This is a genomic window from Novosphingobium sediminicola (assembly GCF_014196525.1).
Taxonomy (GTDB): Bacteria; Pseudomonadota; Alphaproteobacteria; order Sphingomonadales; family Sphingomonadaceae; genus Novosphingobium; species Novosphingobium sediminicola.
Map to the genome: position 1 here is coordinate 188,962 of NZ_JACIDX010000003.1, position 15,300 is coordinate 204,261.

The following is a 15,300-nucleotide window of genomic DNA, read 5'->3' on the forward strand; positions in this document are numbered from 1 at the left end:
GCCGCATGGTGATCCCTCAAATGGCCAGGCGAGCTTTTCCGCGTGCCAGCAGGCCCCACAGAACGACCACGCCGCAAGACGCCACGGCGATCAATCCCGCGATCAGGAAGCCGCCTCGCATGGAGCCTGTCGCCTGCGCCAGATTGTTGGCGACCCATGCCGAGGCAAACTGGCCCATGAAGAAGGCGCTGGTCCACGCGCCCATGCCGCGCCCACGGTGTTCAAAGGTGAATTTCGTCTGCGCCCAGGCGATGAGCGTGGGCACGGCCATACCGGCGCCGATTTGCTGCACAGTGACAGCCATAATCATCGAGGGCAAGTTCTTGGCCATTCCCACGCCGACCAGACCGGTTCCCAGAAAGAGGAGGAAGGCCGTCAACTGGACGGCATTCGACCGCTTGGCCAACATACGAAAGATCACCGCGCCAAGCATGACAAACAGGCTGGGAATATAGGTGAGGCGGCTGAGTTCAGCGGAGTCTTTCACGCCGATTTCGGCAAAGGCGATGCTGCCGTTGACGATGAAAATATAGTAGAGCGCGGATGCGGAAAAGGTGACCAGCACCACCGCAAGGGCCTCGATCCACGGGAAAGGTGTGCGGGTTCGCGCGGCGGATTGGGCGCGTTGATCCTTGGACTGGGGCTCATAAATGAACGCCAGCATGGCCGCAAAGATCGGAAAGGCGACCAGATAAATCAGGAAGCCGCCGTTCCATCGCACGCCCGCGATCAGACCGGACGCCAGCATGGCCGCAGAGCCGAAAAATGTGCCGACGAAACCTTGCACAAACAACCAGTTTTTGCGGCCCGTGTCGTCCCAATAGTCTGCGATCAGCGTGTTGACGATGGTGAGAATGCCCGCCTCACAGGCCCCCAGCAGCAGGCGCGTCGCGAATATCTGGTTGATGTCGTCAAGCAGGAACGGCGCGCTGCCCAAGGCGCCATACAACAGCGTGCTGACAAGCAGCAGGCGCCGCCGACCGAACCGGTCGACAATCAGCCCGGCAAAGGGCGAGAGCACCGCCACGGTGAGCCCCGGCGCGGTTACCATCAGGGGCACTTTGCTGGCCGCAGCGGGATCGTTGCTGAAATGCTGGATCATGGCGGCAACGATGGGAAACATCGTTACTATGGCGAACACCGGCAAAAAACCGGCCGCGATCAGAGTAAGCCCCTGCGGGCGCAGGGTCATACCGGCGAGGAAACGGCTGAACGGGTTCATCTTCTCTCCCTGTGCGGCGTGGGTGCCTGCATTGTCGTGTGCTTGGCCCCCCGCTCGGCTTTGTTCCGCCGACTTCAAACTAAACGATGTTTAGAACACGCGGGCGCACACTGGCAAGCGATTCTTTGTGCGGCTTTTTCCAATGGCTCCCACCCGCGAAACATTCGAAACCGCGAACTGTGGTGTGGCCTTGCCCGTGATCCTTCAAATTCAACGGCTGTTTATGCGGTGGGGCCGGGAAATAGGGCTTGACCGGTCGTCAGGTGCAAACTAAACACTGTTTATATAAAGCGGCCTTTTGCCGATCTGGATTGCTTCGAAAGGGCTTGTGCGCGGCCAAGTCCACGATTCCGGGAGAAGTCGTTCATCGGGCGCGGCGCTGCTGCAGGCAGCCGTTGGGGGCCGGGCACCGCTTTTAAAATAGGCGAAGCCGCGCGAAACATTTTCGGTGCCAAGACAAGAGGTTGCGCCCAAGCCCAAATTGTTGGGCTCCTCAAGGAGCGTCGTGAGCGCTTTGGGTATGCCCTGAACTCGGCTTTTTTAACATCCGCCTCCAAGTGAGATAGAGCATGTCCTTCGAAATTTCAGTCAATCTTGAGTATGCATTCCAGGATGCCGGTGAAACAATCGAGCAGAGAATTGACGCCGCCGCCGCCGCCGGGTTCCGATACGTCGAACTGTTCCTGCTGAAGGGGCGCGATCTGCCCGCAATTCGCGACGCGTTGGAGCGCAATGCTGTGCAGCTTGTCAGCACTGTCGCAGACTATGTAACCCAGTTGGTCGATCCGCAAACGCATGATGGCTTTTGCGACATCTTCCGCAAGGCGGCACAAGATGCGCTCTTTTTGGGTTGCCGCAATGTGGTGGTGACATCGGGACGCGGGGTTCCATGGCTGACTCGTCCGGTCCAGCTTCGCATTTTCGCTGATGCGCTGGTGCGGCTGCTGCCGATCGCGGAGGAACTCGGCGTCACGATTTATCTGGAATCGGCCAATACGCGCCATGACCATCCCGGGGTCCTGTGTTCGACAACACAGGACAGCGCCTGCGTCGTGGAGATGATCTCCTCGCCGCGCGTCAGGCTGATCTACGATCTCTATCACTCGGTCGTGGAGGGGGAAGACCCGGCGATAGAATTGCCGCGCGTCATCCATCTGACCGACCATATCCAGATCGGCGATGTTCCCGGCCGGGGTGAACCGGGCTCGGGCACCATCGACTGGCCCGCGCAACTCGCCTTGTTGAAAACGCTGGGATACAAAGGCCTGATCGGCCTCGAACTGAAACCCACCAGAGCGCCGACCGCCGATGCTCTGGCCTATATCCAACGGATCTGCGCCGACGCGTGACCCTGTCGGCGTCATGAGGGGCCAGGGTTGCCGCGCGGGGCGATGCTCCGGGCTTTGGTGATGCTTGTGTCTTGTAATGGTAATATATATGTCATACCCCTTTCACCGATCCGGTGGTGGTCGTGCGCCAACCGCCTGTATTCGGGCAGGATTTTGAAAAGGGGTTGTTTTGATGAAATTTGGATCCATCGCGGTCGTGGCGGCGGCGGGCGCATTGCTGGGCGCGGTTCCGGCATCGGCGCAAAAGGCGCGCAATGTCATCCTGTTTCTGGGCGATGCGGGCGGGGTTCCCACGCTCAATGCCGCAGGCATCATGGCGCATGACCGGCCGCAATCGCTCTTCATTCAATCCATGCCCCATGTCGCCCTGTCGGACACGTCGTCGCTCAACAATTGGGTGACGGATTCGGCGGCGGGGATGACTGCGATCATGACCGGCAACAAGACCAACAATGGCATGGTGTCGGCCCTGCCTTCGCCCGATGGCGGCAATAAGCCGCTCAAGACCTTCCTTGAATATGCCGAGCAGCGCGGGCTGTCGACCGGTGTGGTCACCAATATGCCGATCTGGGATGCGACGCCTGCAGCCACCTTTGCCCATGTCCCTTCGCGCAAGGACAAGGACCAGATCTTTCGCCAGATGCTCCAGCCTCGTTTTGGCGATGGCGTCGATGTGCTGATCGGCAAGGGGCAGGCCGATGCGGTGGCCTCCTTTGCCAAGGATGGCGTGACGCCCGATCAGGCCTTTGCCAAGGCGGGCTATCGTTTTGGCCATGACACGGCGCTGGTGGGCGGCGCGGGCCGGGCGGCGGTGCTGCGCGACGAAGATTTCGCCCCGATCCCGGCGGTCGAGGCCACGCTCCGCCAGCTTTCGCGCAATCCCAAGGGCTATTTCCTGATGGTCGAATGGGACATGCATACCGATGACCCGCAAAAGGGCCTGCGCCATGCGGCCGAGATGGACGACATGATCCGCCGCATCAGCGCAATTGCGGGCAAGGACACGCTGATCCTGTTTACCGCCGACCACAGCTTCGGGCTGCGCATGCGCGGCGGTAAGCGCCATGCGCCGATGGCGCAGCAACAAAGCGCGCCGATGGCCCAGCAATATGCCGAAGCCGCCGCCAAGCCGGGCACGACCATTGCCAGCAATCCGGTCATCAGCGTCGAGGACACCCACACCGGCGAGGAAGTCATCGCCGCAGCCAGCGGGCCGGGCGCGAACCGGGTTCATGGCTTTCTGGCCAATACGCATCTCTTCGATGTGATGCTGGCGGCGATGGGGTGGAAGAAAGAGAATTGATCCGATGTTGCGGGCCGGATGGCATCATCCGGCCCGCAACAGAATTTAAGGCCAGAATATCAGCCGGTTGAGCGCGATGCCTCCGCTGCGCGCGGTAACGGCAATGCGATGCGCGCCCGGAGTCAGCGTTGCGGGCACAGGAACGCGCAGCAGATTGGCCAGCACGCCCGTGACCCAAGGCGCGCTGCCTACCTGACGCGGGACGGCGATGGCGATGGGCGCGCCGCCGTCGATACTGACCTCCAGCTTCAACTCGCGATCCTCGCCATCGGGAAACATCGGCAGCAGGCCGAGCGTGACGCCGTTCTGGCCCCGCGCCAAAGTGAAATTGGCCGACCATGGCGCCCCCTGCGTGTCGGCGATCATCACGCCATGGCCGCGCCCCATGCCCTCGACCTTGCGCCAGCCCTTGGCGGGGATGTCCCCGGCCTCGATCCCCGGCGATGGCGGCGTTTGAGTGGCATCAACGCGGGCGAAGAAGCGATCCGGAGCGCTGCGCAGCGATGCGGCGGGTGTGACCAGCGGGCGCGGGCGATAGATGCGCCATTGCGGATCGGCGGGCTCGGCGGGCATGATGTTGCGCCATTTGCCGCCTGCGATGGCATTGTTATAGCGGTCGGTGATTGCGGCGATTTCCTCGTCCGCCCATGCCATCGCGCCGCCCGCCGAATAGGCTTCGGCAGGGGTGACCTCGATCATTTCGTCATAATATTCCGCCGCGAAATAGCGGATATTGGTCGCCGAGGCGGCGCGGATCGGAAATTCGACCAGTTCGAACCAGGCATCCTGCCGGTCGGCCGGAACCTGCGCGGCCATGGCCTGCGCCTTTGCGGCCAGAGCGCGCCAGCGGCGCAGGCGGTCATGCGCCTCGGCCACGGTAAAGTCGGAGAGGTGGCGGTCCTCGGCCTTGGCGGGCCATTCGAGATGTTCGGGGCGACGGGCGAAATTCAGGCGGAAATATTCATCCATCATCGCGCTTGCCTGCGCGCTCAATTCCGGCCCGAAAGCCTCGCCCAGCCAGTGCTTCAGGTAGTCCTTCTGGCTCTCGCCGCGATGCTTCTCCACGTCCCATGCCATGTCGAGGAAATGGGTCGTGCCGATTTCGGCGGGCTTGATATCGCCCACATTGACGATCCAGATGTTGCGCGCGCCCTTGTCATAGGCCCGCGTCATTTCCTCGCGCACCAGCGCGGGCGGGGTGGTGGACAGCCAGAGATAGGAGAGCGGATAGCCCAGATAGGACAGGTGATAATAGACCCCCGCGCCGCCCGAACGATGGGCCTCGGCCTTGCTGGGGAATTGGCGGATATAGCCGAAATTATCATCGGGCCAGACGATCGAGACATTCTCCGGCACGTTCAGGCCCGAGCGGTAGATGTCGAGCACCTCTTTATAGGGCACGAAAATCTGCCCCGCCTTTTCAGCCCCGCCCGCGACATGCTTGTCGAGCAAGGCGCGCTGGTCCTTGATGACCCGGTCGAGCAGGGCGACCTTTTCCGCCATCGTGCTGGTGCCGACCATGCCGGTGTCATGCAACCCGCGCATGCCGATGGTCCAGAGGTTCTCATAGGCCCCGTTCTTCTGCACCCTCTCCTCCCAATAGAGGCGGATCTTTTCGGGATTGGCGGCATAGTTGAAGGCCTCGGGCGCATCCTTCCATTCGCCCACATTGTTGCGCAGCATCACTTCGGAATGGGACGAGCCCATGATGATGCCGTAATCATCGGCCAGTTTGGCATTGGCGGGGTCGGAATTGAAGGCCGCCGTGGTCTTGTGCATCGCGGGCCAGAGCGTGTTGGCCTTAAGGCGCAGCATCAGTTCAAAGATGCGAGCATAGGTTTTGGGGCCGATATCCTTGCGCTGCGGGTCGAAAGTCCGCGCGGCCCATGGAAACAGGCCCCAATCCTCATCATTTACGAAGATGCCGCGATAGCGCACCGAGGGTGGGCCGAAATGATGCAGGCCGGGCGCGGCATAGATTGCATCATGATGGCGCGGGGCCAGATCGGCCCACCAGCTCCACGGATTGACGCCCATCGCGCGCGAGACTTCATAGGCGCCAAAGGCGGTGCCGCGCCGGTCGCTGCCCACCACCACCAGCGCGCGGGCGACGCCGGGCAGGGGCTTTTGCAACGAGAGGATGAGGAAACTTTCCCATTTGCCCGCCAGCGCTTGCGGATTGATCGCGCCCTTTTTGACCATGGCGTCGATGATCGCGCTTTGCCCCAGCGTGCCGATGATGATCGCGGCGGGGGCGGGCGTAGGCGTGTGAGCGGCTTGGCCCAGAACCTGCGGGGTCTGGCCGGTCACCTGCGCCAGATCGCGCGCCAGATCCTGCGCGGCGTGGCGCACGGCCATGGTCTCGCCCGGTGCGACGATGATGGGGGCGATGCGGCCTTGTTCCGCCAGCACGAAGCCGCCCTTGACCGGGACAAAGCGGAGGATCTCGTCTGCGGCATAGGCATGGCCCGAAAGGCTGGTCGCGCAAAGGACGGCGGCCAACAGGGCGGTCTTGGCAAATTTCATGATACTCTCCCGGCCTTATGCTTTGAGGATCAAACCCTTGCGATCCATCCACCAACCCACGGCCCAGCACACCATCGTATAGGCCAGCGCGCAGAGCAGCGAGCCCAAGGCGCCCGGCGCCACGGCCTGAAACAGGCGGATGCCGACCCAGTCGTAAACCCCGTCCTCGCCCAGCGGCACCATGTTGAGCACGGTCACGAACATTTCGGAAAACAGATAGATCGCCAGCGGATTGCGCCCCAGAATGGTGAAGAAGCGGACGCCTCCGCGCTTGCCGCGCAATTCGATGATCCAGATGGTCCAGGCCAGCAGCAGCAGATCAAGGCCCGTGGTCAGCAGAACAAAGGGGCTGGTCCACAGCTTCTTTGCGATGGGGAACAAAGGCTCCCACGCATGGGCCGCCGCGATACAGGCAAGGCCCGCCACCAGCATCACGCGCAGGGCGTCGCGCAGATCGCCGCCCCGCTGGACCAGCAATCCGGCCAGATAGCCTGCCAGCACATTGACCACGGCGGGCAAAGTGCCGAGGAAGCCTTCGGGGTCAAACCCGCCATCCTTTTTATACAGATGCCCCGGCGAGAGCAGCGCCATGTCCAGCCGCGTACCGGCATTGCCCAGCTTGCCATAGACATCGCCCGGCACGCCGAAATGCAGCAATATCGCCCAATAGCCCAGCAACAGCGCACAGCAGGCCCCCAGCACCACCCGCCAGTCGCCCCAGCGCACGATCACGCCCGCCAGCACATAGCACAGCGCCAGCCTTTGCAGCACGCCCGGCACGCGGGTCTGCGCAAAGGGGATCAGTTCCCAGCCCGCATCCGTGTGATGCACAAAGGGAAACCAGTACATCAAAAAGCCCAGCGCAAAGATGATCGCGCCCCGCCGCAGCAATCGCGCCAGATAAGGCCCGGCGGGCAGGGGACGGCGCATGGCAAAGCTCATCGCATTGCCCATGGCGAAGAGGAAGGTGGGAAAGATCAGATCGGCCAGCGTGAAGCCGATCCATTTGGCATGGATCAGCGGCTCATAGGCCCGCGCGCCCGGCCCCGCCGTGTTGACGAGGATCATCAGAAACATCGTTGCCCCGCGAAACACATCAAGCGAGACGAAGCGCTGGGGCTTAACGGGACCACTCATGGCAGTTCTTTCAGCAATTGCGCGGCGGCCTTGACCGGATCGGCGGGGGCGGCATGGGCGTAATCCTTGCCATTGGCCACCCATTGCTCTTCCCATGCGCGGATGTGGGCGATGGTGGCGGCTTCATCCAAAGGCTTATGCGCCAAAGCGGCGGCGCGCGCATCCTCCAGCATCATCTGCCAGCGCGGCAGGTAATAATCCGCATAAAGCCCCGACCATGCGCGCGAGGCATAATCGGACAGATGGCCCGTCCCGCCCCAGATGGTGACGATGGCCTTGGCCTGGGTGGCGTAATCGGCTTTTTCGGCGGGGCTGTCGCCATAGGCGCGGGCGTCCTTCACCCATGTGGCCAGCGTTTCCTGCTGATTGGCGGCCAGCGTGTCGATCCTGCGCGCCAGATCGGAGATTTGCGCGCGCGCGCGGTCGCCGCCCGCAACATCGTCCGCCTTATAGGCGGCCAGCGCGGTTTTAAGCCGGTCGTCCAGCCTCATGCTGGCATAATGCCGGGTAAGATCGACAATATCCTTGGCGAACAAGGGGGAGGGATGCGCAGGCGCGGCGGCCAGCATCGCCTCAATCCCCCGGCGCAGCGCCGCAGGATCGCCGGGAGCTGCGGGATAATCCGCGCCCGTGGCCGAGGGTCGTTTGAAGAAGAGATAGGCGCCCGCCATCTGGTTCCACCAGCGTGGGGTCCAGTAGCGGGTCTGATAGGCGCCCGAAATCGCCCGCTGCCATGCCGAGACCAGCGCGGGCGAGGTGCTGCCATAGCGCGCGGCCGTATAGGTTTTCAGCCACTCGCCCAGATCGCGTTTTGGCCCCCATGCCAGATCATAGGCATAGGCATAGACGATGCTGTTCGAATGCAGCCCTTCGGGGAACAGGCCAAAGCCTGCCATATGGCCCTTGGCCGGGTTGTTCAGCGCGGCGGCCATATTGGTTTTATAGAAACCAAGATCGCCATAGGCCGGGTTGCTGCCGCCATAATTATGGACATAGCCGTAGACCCATTGCTTGCCGTAAAAGGCCTGCGTCTGCTGCCAGATGCCTGGATAGCGGTCATTGCCGATGTCGAGCACCAGCATCTTCTCATCCGGCACCTTTGACAGGAATGCGCGCACCGCCTCCGGCGTCCAGAACGCCTTGTCCGCGCCGAACAGCCAGCCCTGCATCACCCATGTGGCCTTGGGCGCGGCGGCGGTGATCGAATGATAGAGCTTCTCGCCATAGGCGGCCAGACGCGCATCGCGCACCGCAGGCGGCAGGGCGGCGACCTTTTCGGCCTGCGTATTGGCGGCAGCGGTATTAGCGATGGAATCGCCATATTGCGCATTGGTCGCGTCCGATCCGTCCTCGGCAATCGGGGGGACCATTTCGTTGAACGCATCGGCAAGGTAATAATCGCCCGCGCCATAGGTGGCGTTGTAGATCTCGATGAAACGCCTGGCCAGACGCGTAAAAAGCGGGTCGGACGGATCGAGCCAATAGGTCGGCGGGAAACCTTCCCAACTGCGCATCTTGTAGATCCGCGCCTTGGGATGGGCCTTGGCAAAGCCTTCGGGCACATAGCCGGCAAAGGCGGGCAGCACCGGCTTCATGCCAAGGCTGCGCATCCGGGCGAGGATTTTGATCTGAAGCTGATGCTTCTTTTCGATCCAGCCGGGCGAGAGCGGGGCGCGATAGCCCGCGATATTGCCCATCCGCTGCCACGGCAAAAAGGGCGCGGCCGACAGGCTCTGGCCGATGGCGGCCTCATCCATGCCTTCCTCGCGCCAGAGCGCGCGCCAGACATATTCCTGCCCCTCCATGGCCAATGGCGTATCGACGCCATGCGCGGCCATCCAGTCGATCTCGCTGCTCCACCGGGCCCAGTTCCACCACGGCGTGGTATAGCCATAGGTGCAGGTGTTGAGATAGGCGCGCAGATCGAAGGGGGAGGAAACCTCGCCGCTGTCGAAATTATCGGCGCGCGACAGGGGCACGGCGCGGCGGCCTTCCCAGCTTAGATGCAGCTTGCCCTTGGCCTCCAGCGCCTGCGCCACGCCATGCACCAGCGCGATGGGAGAGGAGCCGGTGGCGGCAATCGCGCCGTGGCGGATGCGCACGCGATAGGTGGGATGCGCGGCGGGGCGGATGGACAGATCGACCTGCGCGGCCTTGACCCCAAGGCGCGCCATGGCGGCCCGCGCGGCGGCCACATCGGGCGTGTCTTTGGCATGGGCTGTGCTGCTCAACGCCAGAGCCAGGGCAAGGCTGGTGACACGCAAGGGGGGCAGGATCGGCATACGGGGGTTTTCTTCCGTGCAGGCGGGCAGGACAAGCGGGCAAACACAAAAAATCCGGCGAGGGAAAGAGCGACGCATCGCTCTCCCCCCGCCGGACAGTCAGGGTAGGTTCTTAGAACTTGTAAGAAGCCGAGGCATAGAAGCTGCGGCCGTAGAAGCTGCTTTCCTGCCACACGGAAGTGCCGGTGTAGGCCGCCTTCTCGCTGCTGTTGTTCAGGTTGATCACGCCTGCGGTAAAGCTGAGATGGGCGTCGGGCGTATAACCGGCGCTCAGGTCAATCTGGGTGCGGGCCTTGACCGTATGACCTTCGCGGGCAAAGAAGCTGTCCGCGCTGTTCTGGTCATAGGCGCTGCGATAGTTGAGCGAAGCGCGCAGCGAGAACATGCGGTTTTCCCAATAAGGCGTCACGTTCCACGTCACCTTCGACAGGTTGCGGATGGTGTAGCCCGTGCCCACGGCCAGCTTTTGCGGGATCACGCGGGTATAGTTGGCGATCAGGCCGAAACCCTTGATCGGCAGCATCTTGTCGAACGAATGGTTGAGGCTGATTTCATAGCCCTTCACCTTGATCGTGCTGGGATCGTTGAGCGACTGGGTGATGTCATAGGCATTGCCTGCGGCATCGGCGCAATCGCCTGCCGAGTTCTTGGCCAGCGAGGTGCCGTTGAACGAGGAGGGGCAGATCAGCGACGTATAGGTGCCGTTCTTGATCCATTTGTAGAAGCCGTTGATGGCAATCGCGCTGGAGCGCTCATAATACCATTCCACGCCCAGATCGACCTGATTGGCGGTCAAGGCCTTCAGGCCCGCCTGACCCAGATCGACGGTAAAGGTGCGCTGACCGCCGCTGACCGAGGAGGACGAGGTCTGCGCCATCGAGGTGTTGCTGTCCATGATCGGACGCACCAGCACCTTGGCCGCGGCCAGACGAACCTGAACCGCCTTGGCCGGTTCCAGCACGAGGTTCATGCTGGGCAGCAGGTTGCCGTATTTCTGGCTCAGGTTGTAATCGCCGATCTTGGCCTGAACCTCGCTGTAACCGTCGCTGCGCGGGCCGGTCACATTGCCGCGCACCTTTTGCGTCGTATATTCATAGCGCAGGCCGACATTGCCGCGCAGCGGCATGCCTGCGATTTCCGTCTCGATCGTGGCCTGGCCATAGACCGAGGGCATATAGCGATCGACGTGATACGAGGCTTCGGGCGCATAGATTTCGGGCACCGTGATGCCTGCGGCGGCCAGCGCCTTGTCATAGGCGGCCAGATCGGGCGCGACCCATGCGTTGGGAATGCCCGAAGCGTTGTTCAGGAAGCCGGAGACCGAATAATTATAGGTCGCCATGGCCGGGAAGATGCTGCTCGACGCGGCGGGCTGGGCCGAACCCAGCGCGATCAGGTCGTGGCGCGAAACGAAGCGGTTGAACGTTTCGTGGCGGAACTTGACGCCCGCAGCCAGCTTGCTGATCGGGCCGAAGCCGACTTCCTTATACAGGTCCGCCTGACCCGACCATTCGGTCGTGCGCATCTGGCGGGTGGCGCCATTGGGATATTCGTTGCGCGTCAGCGTGGACGGCGCATAGGTCCCGGTCGAATTCAGCGCCGAGGAAGTGTTGAAGCTGATCGCCTCGGGGTTCGAAATGTCCAGCGTGGCGCTGGCGATATTGATGCCCAGAATGGCGGCCGCTTCGCGCTGATACGAGGTGCCCTTGGAATAATTGGCAATCGTGCGCCCGCTCCAGCCATTGTCGCCCTTCCATTTGGCCGACAGCGTGTAAAGCTGGGTGGTCAGGTTGCGGTCTTCGTGCTGACGGTTGTTTTCCATGGTGAAATTGGTGGCCGTCACATTGGTGGCCGCACCATTGGACACCGAATTGACCGTGATGCGCGAGGTGTCGAACAGGAACACCTGCTGGTTCACGTCATAGGTGGTCTTGTCCTTGGCATAGATCGCGTTGAAGCCGACCTCGATGCGATCCGAAGGGCGCCACTGCAGGCCGCCGCTGGCCATCAGACGCTCGGTTTCGCGGTCGATGCGGCGATAGCGCGGACGGCGCGGGGTCAGGATGCCGCTCACGCCGCCGACGGTCTGGGTGGTCCAGCGGTCCATCCACATATAGTCGGCGCGGTCATTCAGCTTTTGATAGCCAAGGTTGACATAGACGCCCAGCGTGCCGTCAAGGAACTGGTCGATATAGCTGACGCCGACCTTGGGCGTAATCTTGCCCCCGGCATATTGCGAATTCTGCGCCTTGGCCGAAACGACGAGCTGGCGCTTGTGATAATCCAGCGGCTTGGTGGTTTCGATGTTGACCGTGCCCGACAGGCCGCCCGCGTCCATATCGGCGGTGGGCGACTTGATGACCTGAATGGCGCTGGCCAGTTCGGTCTGGATGATGTCGAAGCGGAAGCCGTCGGTGAAGTCGGCGCTCTTGATGGTCTGACCGTTGATCGTGGTCATCGCATATTGCGGGCCAAGGCCGCGAATGCTGATCGTGGCGCCGCGACCGTTGATGTTCGACATCTGGACGCCGGAAATGCGCTGGATCGATTCGGTGATGTTTTCGGCCGGGAACTTGCCGATGTCTTCCGACGAAATGCCGTCCGAAACGCGCGTGTCCTTGCGCTTGGCGTCCAGCGCGGATTTCAGGCTGGCGCGGAAACCGGTGACGACGATGCCGTCGCTGGCATCAGCAGCGGGCGCTGCGGTTTGCGCATGGGCAGCGCCCGCCACGATCAGCGCCGATGCGCCGCAGGTGGAAAGCATCGTCATTCTGGCAGCACGTGAAAGCGGCGAAACAAGCGAAGCACGCAAGATCGTCATAAAACCCCCTCAAGAAATTGAGCTGAACCCTGTATCCTCCCGGGGTTGGCGCATTTGGTGCGGCATCTGCCCCGTTCGCGCTCAGAAATCCGTCGGAAGGGCGAGTCTGTCAAGTCATTTCAATGACACATTTGTTCAAATTGGTATTGCAAATATGCGACGATTGACGGCGAAAAGGCCTGATTGGCCTGTCCAAAAAGGGTGCTGAAATTCAATAAGTCAATGAATGTATGTTATTTTTATGCTTTCACCGAGATGGCGGCCGTGGTTTATCCCGCCCGACCTTCGACACGCCTGATACGTCAAATTGCGAATGCAGATGAAAGCTGTTGCAATGATGATGAGCTTAAAATAATACCAATTGCATATCACTTGCCGACATATTGGCATGACAGACTCGCCCCCCTCGCGGGGCGGCGCAAGGCAGGACCCGATTTGTGACACCTTCACTTGATGATCATCGCCCCCCTCTCGCCTCAACCCTGATGTATGCCGAAGCCGCCGAGGCGGGCGCGGCTGTTGCGCGTTTCGTGGCGGGCAATCGCGTCGAACTGGCCCGGCTGGCCGCGCATCTGGCGCAATGCCCGCCCGCCTTTGTCATCACCTGCGCGCGCGGATCGTCCGATCATGCCGCCACCTATGCCAAATATCTGATCGAGACGCGCCTTGGCCTGCCCACGGCCTCGGCGGCTTTCTCGACCGTTTCGGTCTATGACGCCCCGGTGGTCCACCCGGCGGGCGGCGCGGCTTTGTGCCTTGCCATCTCGCAATCGGGCCGCAGCCCGGACATGCTGGCCACGGTCGAGCGTCAGCAGGCCTCGGGCGCGACTGTGGTGGCGCTGGTCAATGACGAGACCTCGCCTTTGGCCCAGATGGCCGATTTCACCCTGCCGCTTTATGCCGGGGCCGAACGCTCGGTGGCGGCCACGAAATCCTATATCACCTCGCTGGCGGGCATTGCCGCGCTGGTGGCGGCCTGGACAGGGGATGAGGCGCTGGCCCGCGATGTCGAGGGGCTGCCCGCGCTGCTCGATGCGTCTTTCGCGCTCGACTGGACCCCGCTGATCAGCGGCCTGCTCGATGCCTCGAACCTGTTCATTCTGGGGCGCGGCTATGGTCTGGCCATTGCTCAGGAGGCCGCGCTCAAGCTCAAGGAAACCTCGGCCCTGCATGGCGAGGCCTTTTCCGCCGCCGAGGTGCGCCATGGCCCGATGGCGGTGGTGCGTGAAGGTTTCCCGGTGCTGGCTTTTGCGGGCGGCGACGCCACGGGCGATGATGTGCGCAAGATCGCGGGCGAATTTGCCGCGCGCGGCGCGCATGTCTGGCTGGCCGATGCCAGGGATGTCGCGCCCGAGGGCGTGACCCATCTGCCCGCCTTGGCCGCGCGCGATGAACTGGCGCCGATCTTGATGATTGCCAGCTTCTATCGCATGGCTAACGCTTTGTCGCAGGCGCGGGGCCATGATCCCGATCAGCCCCCCTATCTTGCCAAGGTGACGCGCACGCGATGAACACGGTTGATGTCCTTAACGGTCAGGCCCTGATTGCGGGGCAATGGCGTTCATCGGTCCGTCTGACAATGGATGGCGGGCGGATCGTGTCGGTGGATGATGCTGGCGATATTGGGGGTGGTGCCGATGCGGTAATTGATCTGCGAGGCGGCTATCTGCTGCCCGGCTTTGTCGATACGCAGGTCAATGGCGGCGGCGGGGTGTTGTTTAACGATTGCCCCACGGCCGATGGTGTGGCCGCGATTGCGGCGGCCCATGCGCGCTTTGGCACGACGGCGCTGCTGCCCACGCTGATCAGCGATTCGGTCGAGGCGGTGGCCGCCGCGCTCGATGCGGTGGATGATGCCATCGCACAGGGCGTGCCCGGCATCGTCGGCGTCCATATCGAAGGCCCCTTCATCAACCCCGCACGCAAGGGCATCCACAGCGAGGCCCGCCTGCGCCGCCTTGACGATGCCGCCATGGCGTTGCTCACCCGCCCGCGCAAAGGCGTGGTGATGCTGACCATTGCCCCCGAACTGGCCGCGCCCGAACAGATCGTCGCGCTGGCCCGCGCCGGCGTCATCATCAGCGCAGGCCATACGGATGCTACCTATGAAGAGGCCATCGCCGGTTTCGATCATGGTGTGCGCGGCGTCACGCATCTCTATAATGCGATGACCCCGTTGCAGCATCGCGCGCCCGGCATGGTCGGCGCGGCATTCGACCGCGACGATGTTTACTGCGGGCTGATCGTCGATGGCGTCCATGTGGCCACCCCTGCGGTGCGTCTGGCATGCCGGGTCAAGGGGCCGGAGCGGCTGATGCTGGTGACCGATGCGATGCCGGGCGTGGGCAATGGGGGGCAACCCTTCATGCTCGACGGCCGCCCGATCTATGTGCGCGACGGCATGTGTACGGATGAGGCCGGAACGCTGGCCGGATCGGGGCTGGATATGGCCACGGCTTTGCGCAACACGCTGACCATGACGGGATTGCCGATGAACGATGTGTCGCAAATGGCCTCGGCCACGCCTGCGGCTTTCATCGGGCTGGAAGGCCGGATCGGCCGGATCGCGTCGGGCATGGCGGCGGATTTTGTCGCGCTGAACGCTGATCTGGGCGTGGCGCAAACGTGGATCGGCGGCACCTGCCGCTTTGCGGGATAAG

At 62.6% G+C, this 15,300-nt stretch carries 9 protein-coding genes; 4 read left to right on the top strand and 5 right to left on the bottom strand.

Going from position 1 to position 15,300, the window contains the following annotated elements; genetic code table 11:
• Positions 1 to 16: 16 nt before the first annotated feature.
• Positions 17 to 1,222 (bottom strand): MFS transporter, encoded by a 1,206-nt coding sequence (locus GGR38_RS05055; RefSeq protein ID WP_183623329.1) that lies wholly within the window; start codon positions 1,220 to 1,222, stop codon positions 17 to 19.
• Positions 1,223 to 1,791: 569 nt separating this feature from the next.
• Here GGR38_RS05055 and GGR38_RS05060 point away from each other — a divergent pair.
• Together GGR38_RS05060 and GGR38_RS05065 are read left to right on the top strand one after the other, a co-directional pair.
• Positions 1,792 to 2,571, top strand: a complete 780-nt coding sequence (locus GGR38_RS05060; RefSeq protein WP_183623331.1) for a TIM barrel protein — start codon at positions 1,792 to 1,794, stop codon at positions 2,569 to 2,571.
• 172 nt (positions 2,572 to 2,743) lie between these two features.
• On the top strand, positions 2,744 to 3,874 hold the full coding sequence (locus tag GGR38_RS05065) for an alkaline phosphatase (RefSeq protein ID WP_183623333.1): 1,131 nt from the start codon (positions 2,744 to 2,746) through the stop codon (positions 3,872 to 3,874).
• 45 nt (positions 3,875 to 3,919) lie between these two features.
• Here the strand turns inward: GGR38_RS05065 and GGR38_RS05070 are convergent, their stop codons facing one another.
• The 4 genes from GGR38_RS05070 to GGR38_RS05085 all read right to left on the bottom strand — a co-directional run bounded on the left by GGR38_RS05070 (position 3,920) and on the right by GGR38_RS05085 (position 12,589).
• Positions 3,920 to 6,400, bottom strand: a complete 2,481-nt coding sequence (locus GGR38_RS05070) for a glycosyl hydrolase 115 family protein (RefSeq protein WP_183623335.1) — start codon at positions 6,398 to 6,400, stop codon at positions 3,920 to 3,922.
• Between the two features lie 15 nt (positions 6,401 to 6,415).
• On the bottom strand, positions 6,416 to 7,537 hold the full coding sequence (locus GGR38_RS05075) for an acyltransferase family protein (RefSeq protein WP_183623338.1): 1,122 nt from the start codon (positions 7,535 to 7,537) through the stop codon (positions 6,416 to 6,418).
• Entirely contained in the window at positions 7,534 to 9,819 is a 2,286-nt protein-coding gene (locus GGR38_RS05080; protein ID WP_183623340.1) for an alpha-N-acetylglucosaminidase, read from the bottom strand. Before GGR38_RS05080 ends, GGR38_RS05075 begins: the two co-directional genes overlap by 4 nt.
• Before the next feature lie 112 nt (positions 9,820 to 9,931).
• On the bottom strand, positions 9,932 to 12,589 hold the full coding sequence (locus GGR38_RS05085; protein WP_246404241.1) for a TonB-dependent receptor: 2,658 nt from the start codon (positions 12,587 to 12,589) through the stop codon (positions 9,932 to 9,934).
• Positions 12,590 to 13,125: 536 nt separating this feature from the next.
• On the opposite strand from GGR38_RS05085, the gene GGR38_RS05090 reads away from it, so the two are divergent.
• Both GGR38_RS05090 and nagA read left to right on the top strand, forming a co-directional pair.
• Positions 13,126 to 14,151 (top strand): SIS domain-containing protein, encoded by a 1,026-nt coding sequence (locus GGR38_RS05090; RefSeq protein WP_183623635.1) that lies wholly within the window; start codon positions 13,126 to 13,128, stop codon positions 14,149 to 14,151.
• Positions 14,148 to 15,299: an N-acetylglucosamine-6-phosphate deacetylase gene (nagA, locus tag GGR38_RS05095; protein ID WP_183623344.1), complete on the top strand. Its 1,152-nt coding sequence runs from the start codon at positions 14,148 to 14,150 to the stop codon at positions 15,297 to 15,299. Before GGR38_RS05090 ends, nagA begins: the two co-directional genes overlap by 4 nt.
• The last annotated feature ends 1 nt before the right edge of the window (position 15,300 follow it).

Bases quoted from the DNA above. Each gene is read 5' to 3' on its own strand.
- GGR38_RS05055 (WP_183623329.1), bottom strand. From the start codon at position 1,222: ATGAACCCGTTCAGCCGTTTCCTCGCCGGTATGACCCTGCGCCCGCAG.
- GGR38_RS05090 (WP_183623635.1), top strand. From the start codon at position 13,126: ATGTATGCCGAAGCCGCCGAGGCGGGCGCGGCTGTTGCGCGTTTCGTG.
- GGR38_RS05085 (WP_246404241.1), bottom strand. From the start codon at position 12,589: ATGACGATGCTTTCCACCTGCGGCGCATCGGCGCTGATCGTGGCGGGC.
- GGR38_RS05060 (WP_183623331.1), top strand. From the start codon at position 1,792: ATGTCCTTCGAAATTTCAGTCAATCTTGAGTATGCATTCCAGGATGCC.
- GGR38_RS05080 (WP_183623340.1), bottom strand. From the start codon at position 9,819: ATGCCGATCCTGCCCCCCTTGCGTGTCACCAGCCTTGCCCTGGCTCTG.
- GGR38_RS05075 (WP_183623338.1), bottom strand. From the start codon at position 7,537: ATGAGTGGTCCCGTTAAGCCCCAGCGCTTCGTCTCGCTTGATGTGTTT.
- GGR38_RS05070 (WP_183623335.1), bottom strand. From the start codon at position 6,400: ATGAAATTTGCCAAGACCGCCCTGTTGGCCGCCGTCCTTTGCGCGACC.
- nagA (WP_183623344.1), top strand. From the start codon at position 14,148: ATGAACACGGTTGATGTCCTTAACGGTCAGGCCCTGATTGCGGGGCAA.
- GGR38_RS05065 (WP_183623333.1), top strand. From the start codon at position 2,744: ATGAAATTTGGATCCATCGCGGTCGTGGCGGCGGCGGGCGCATTGCTG.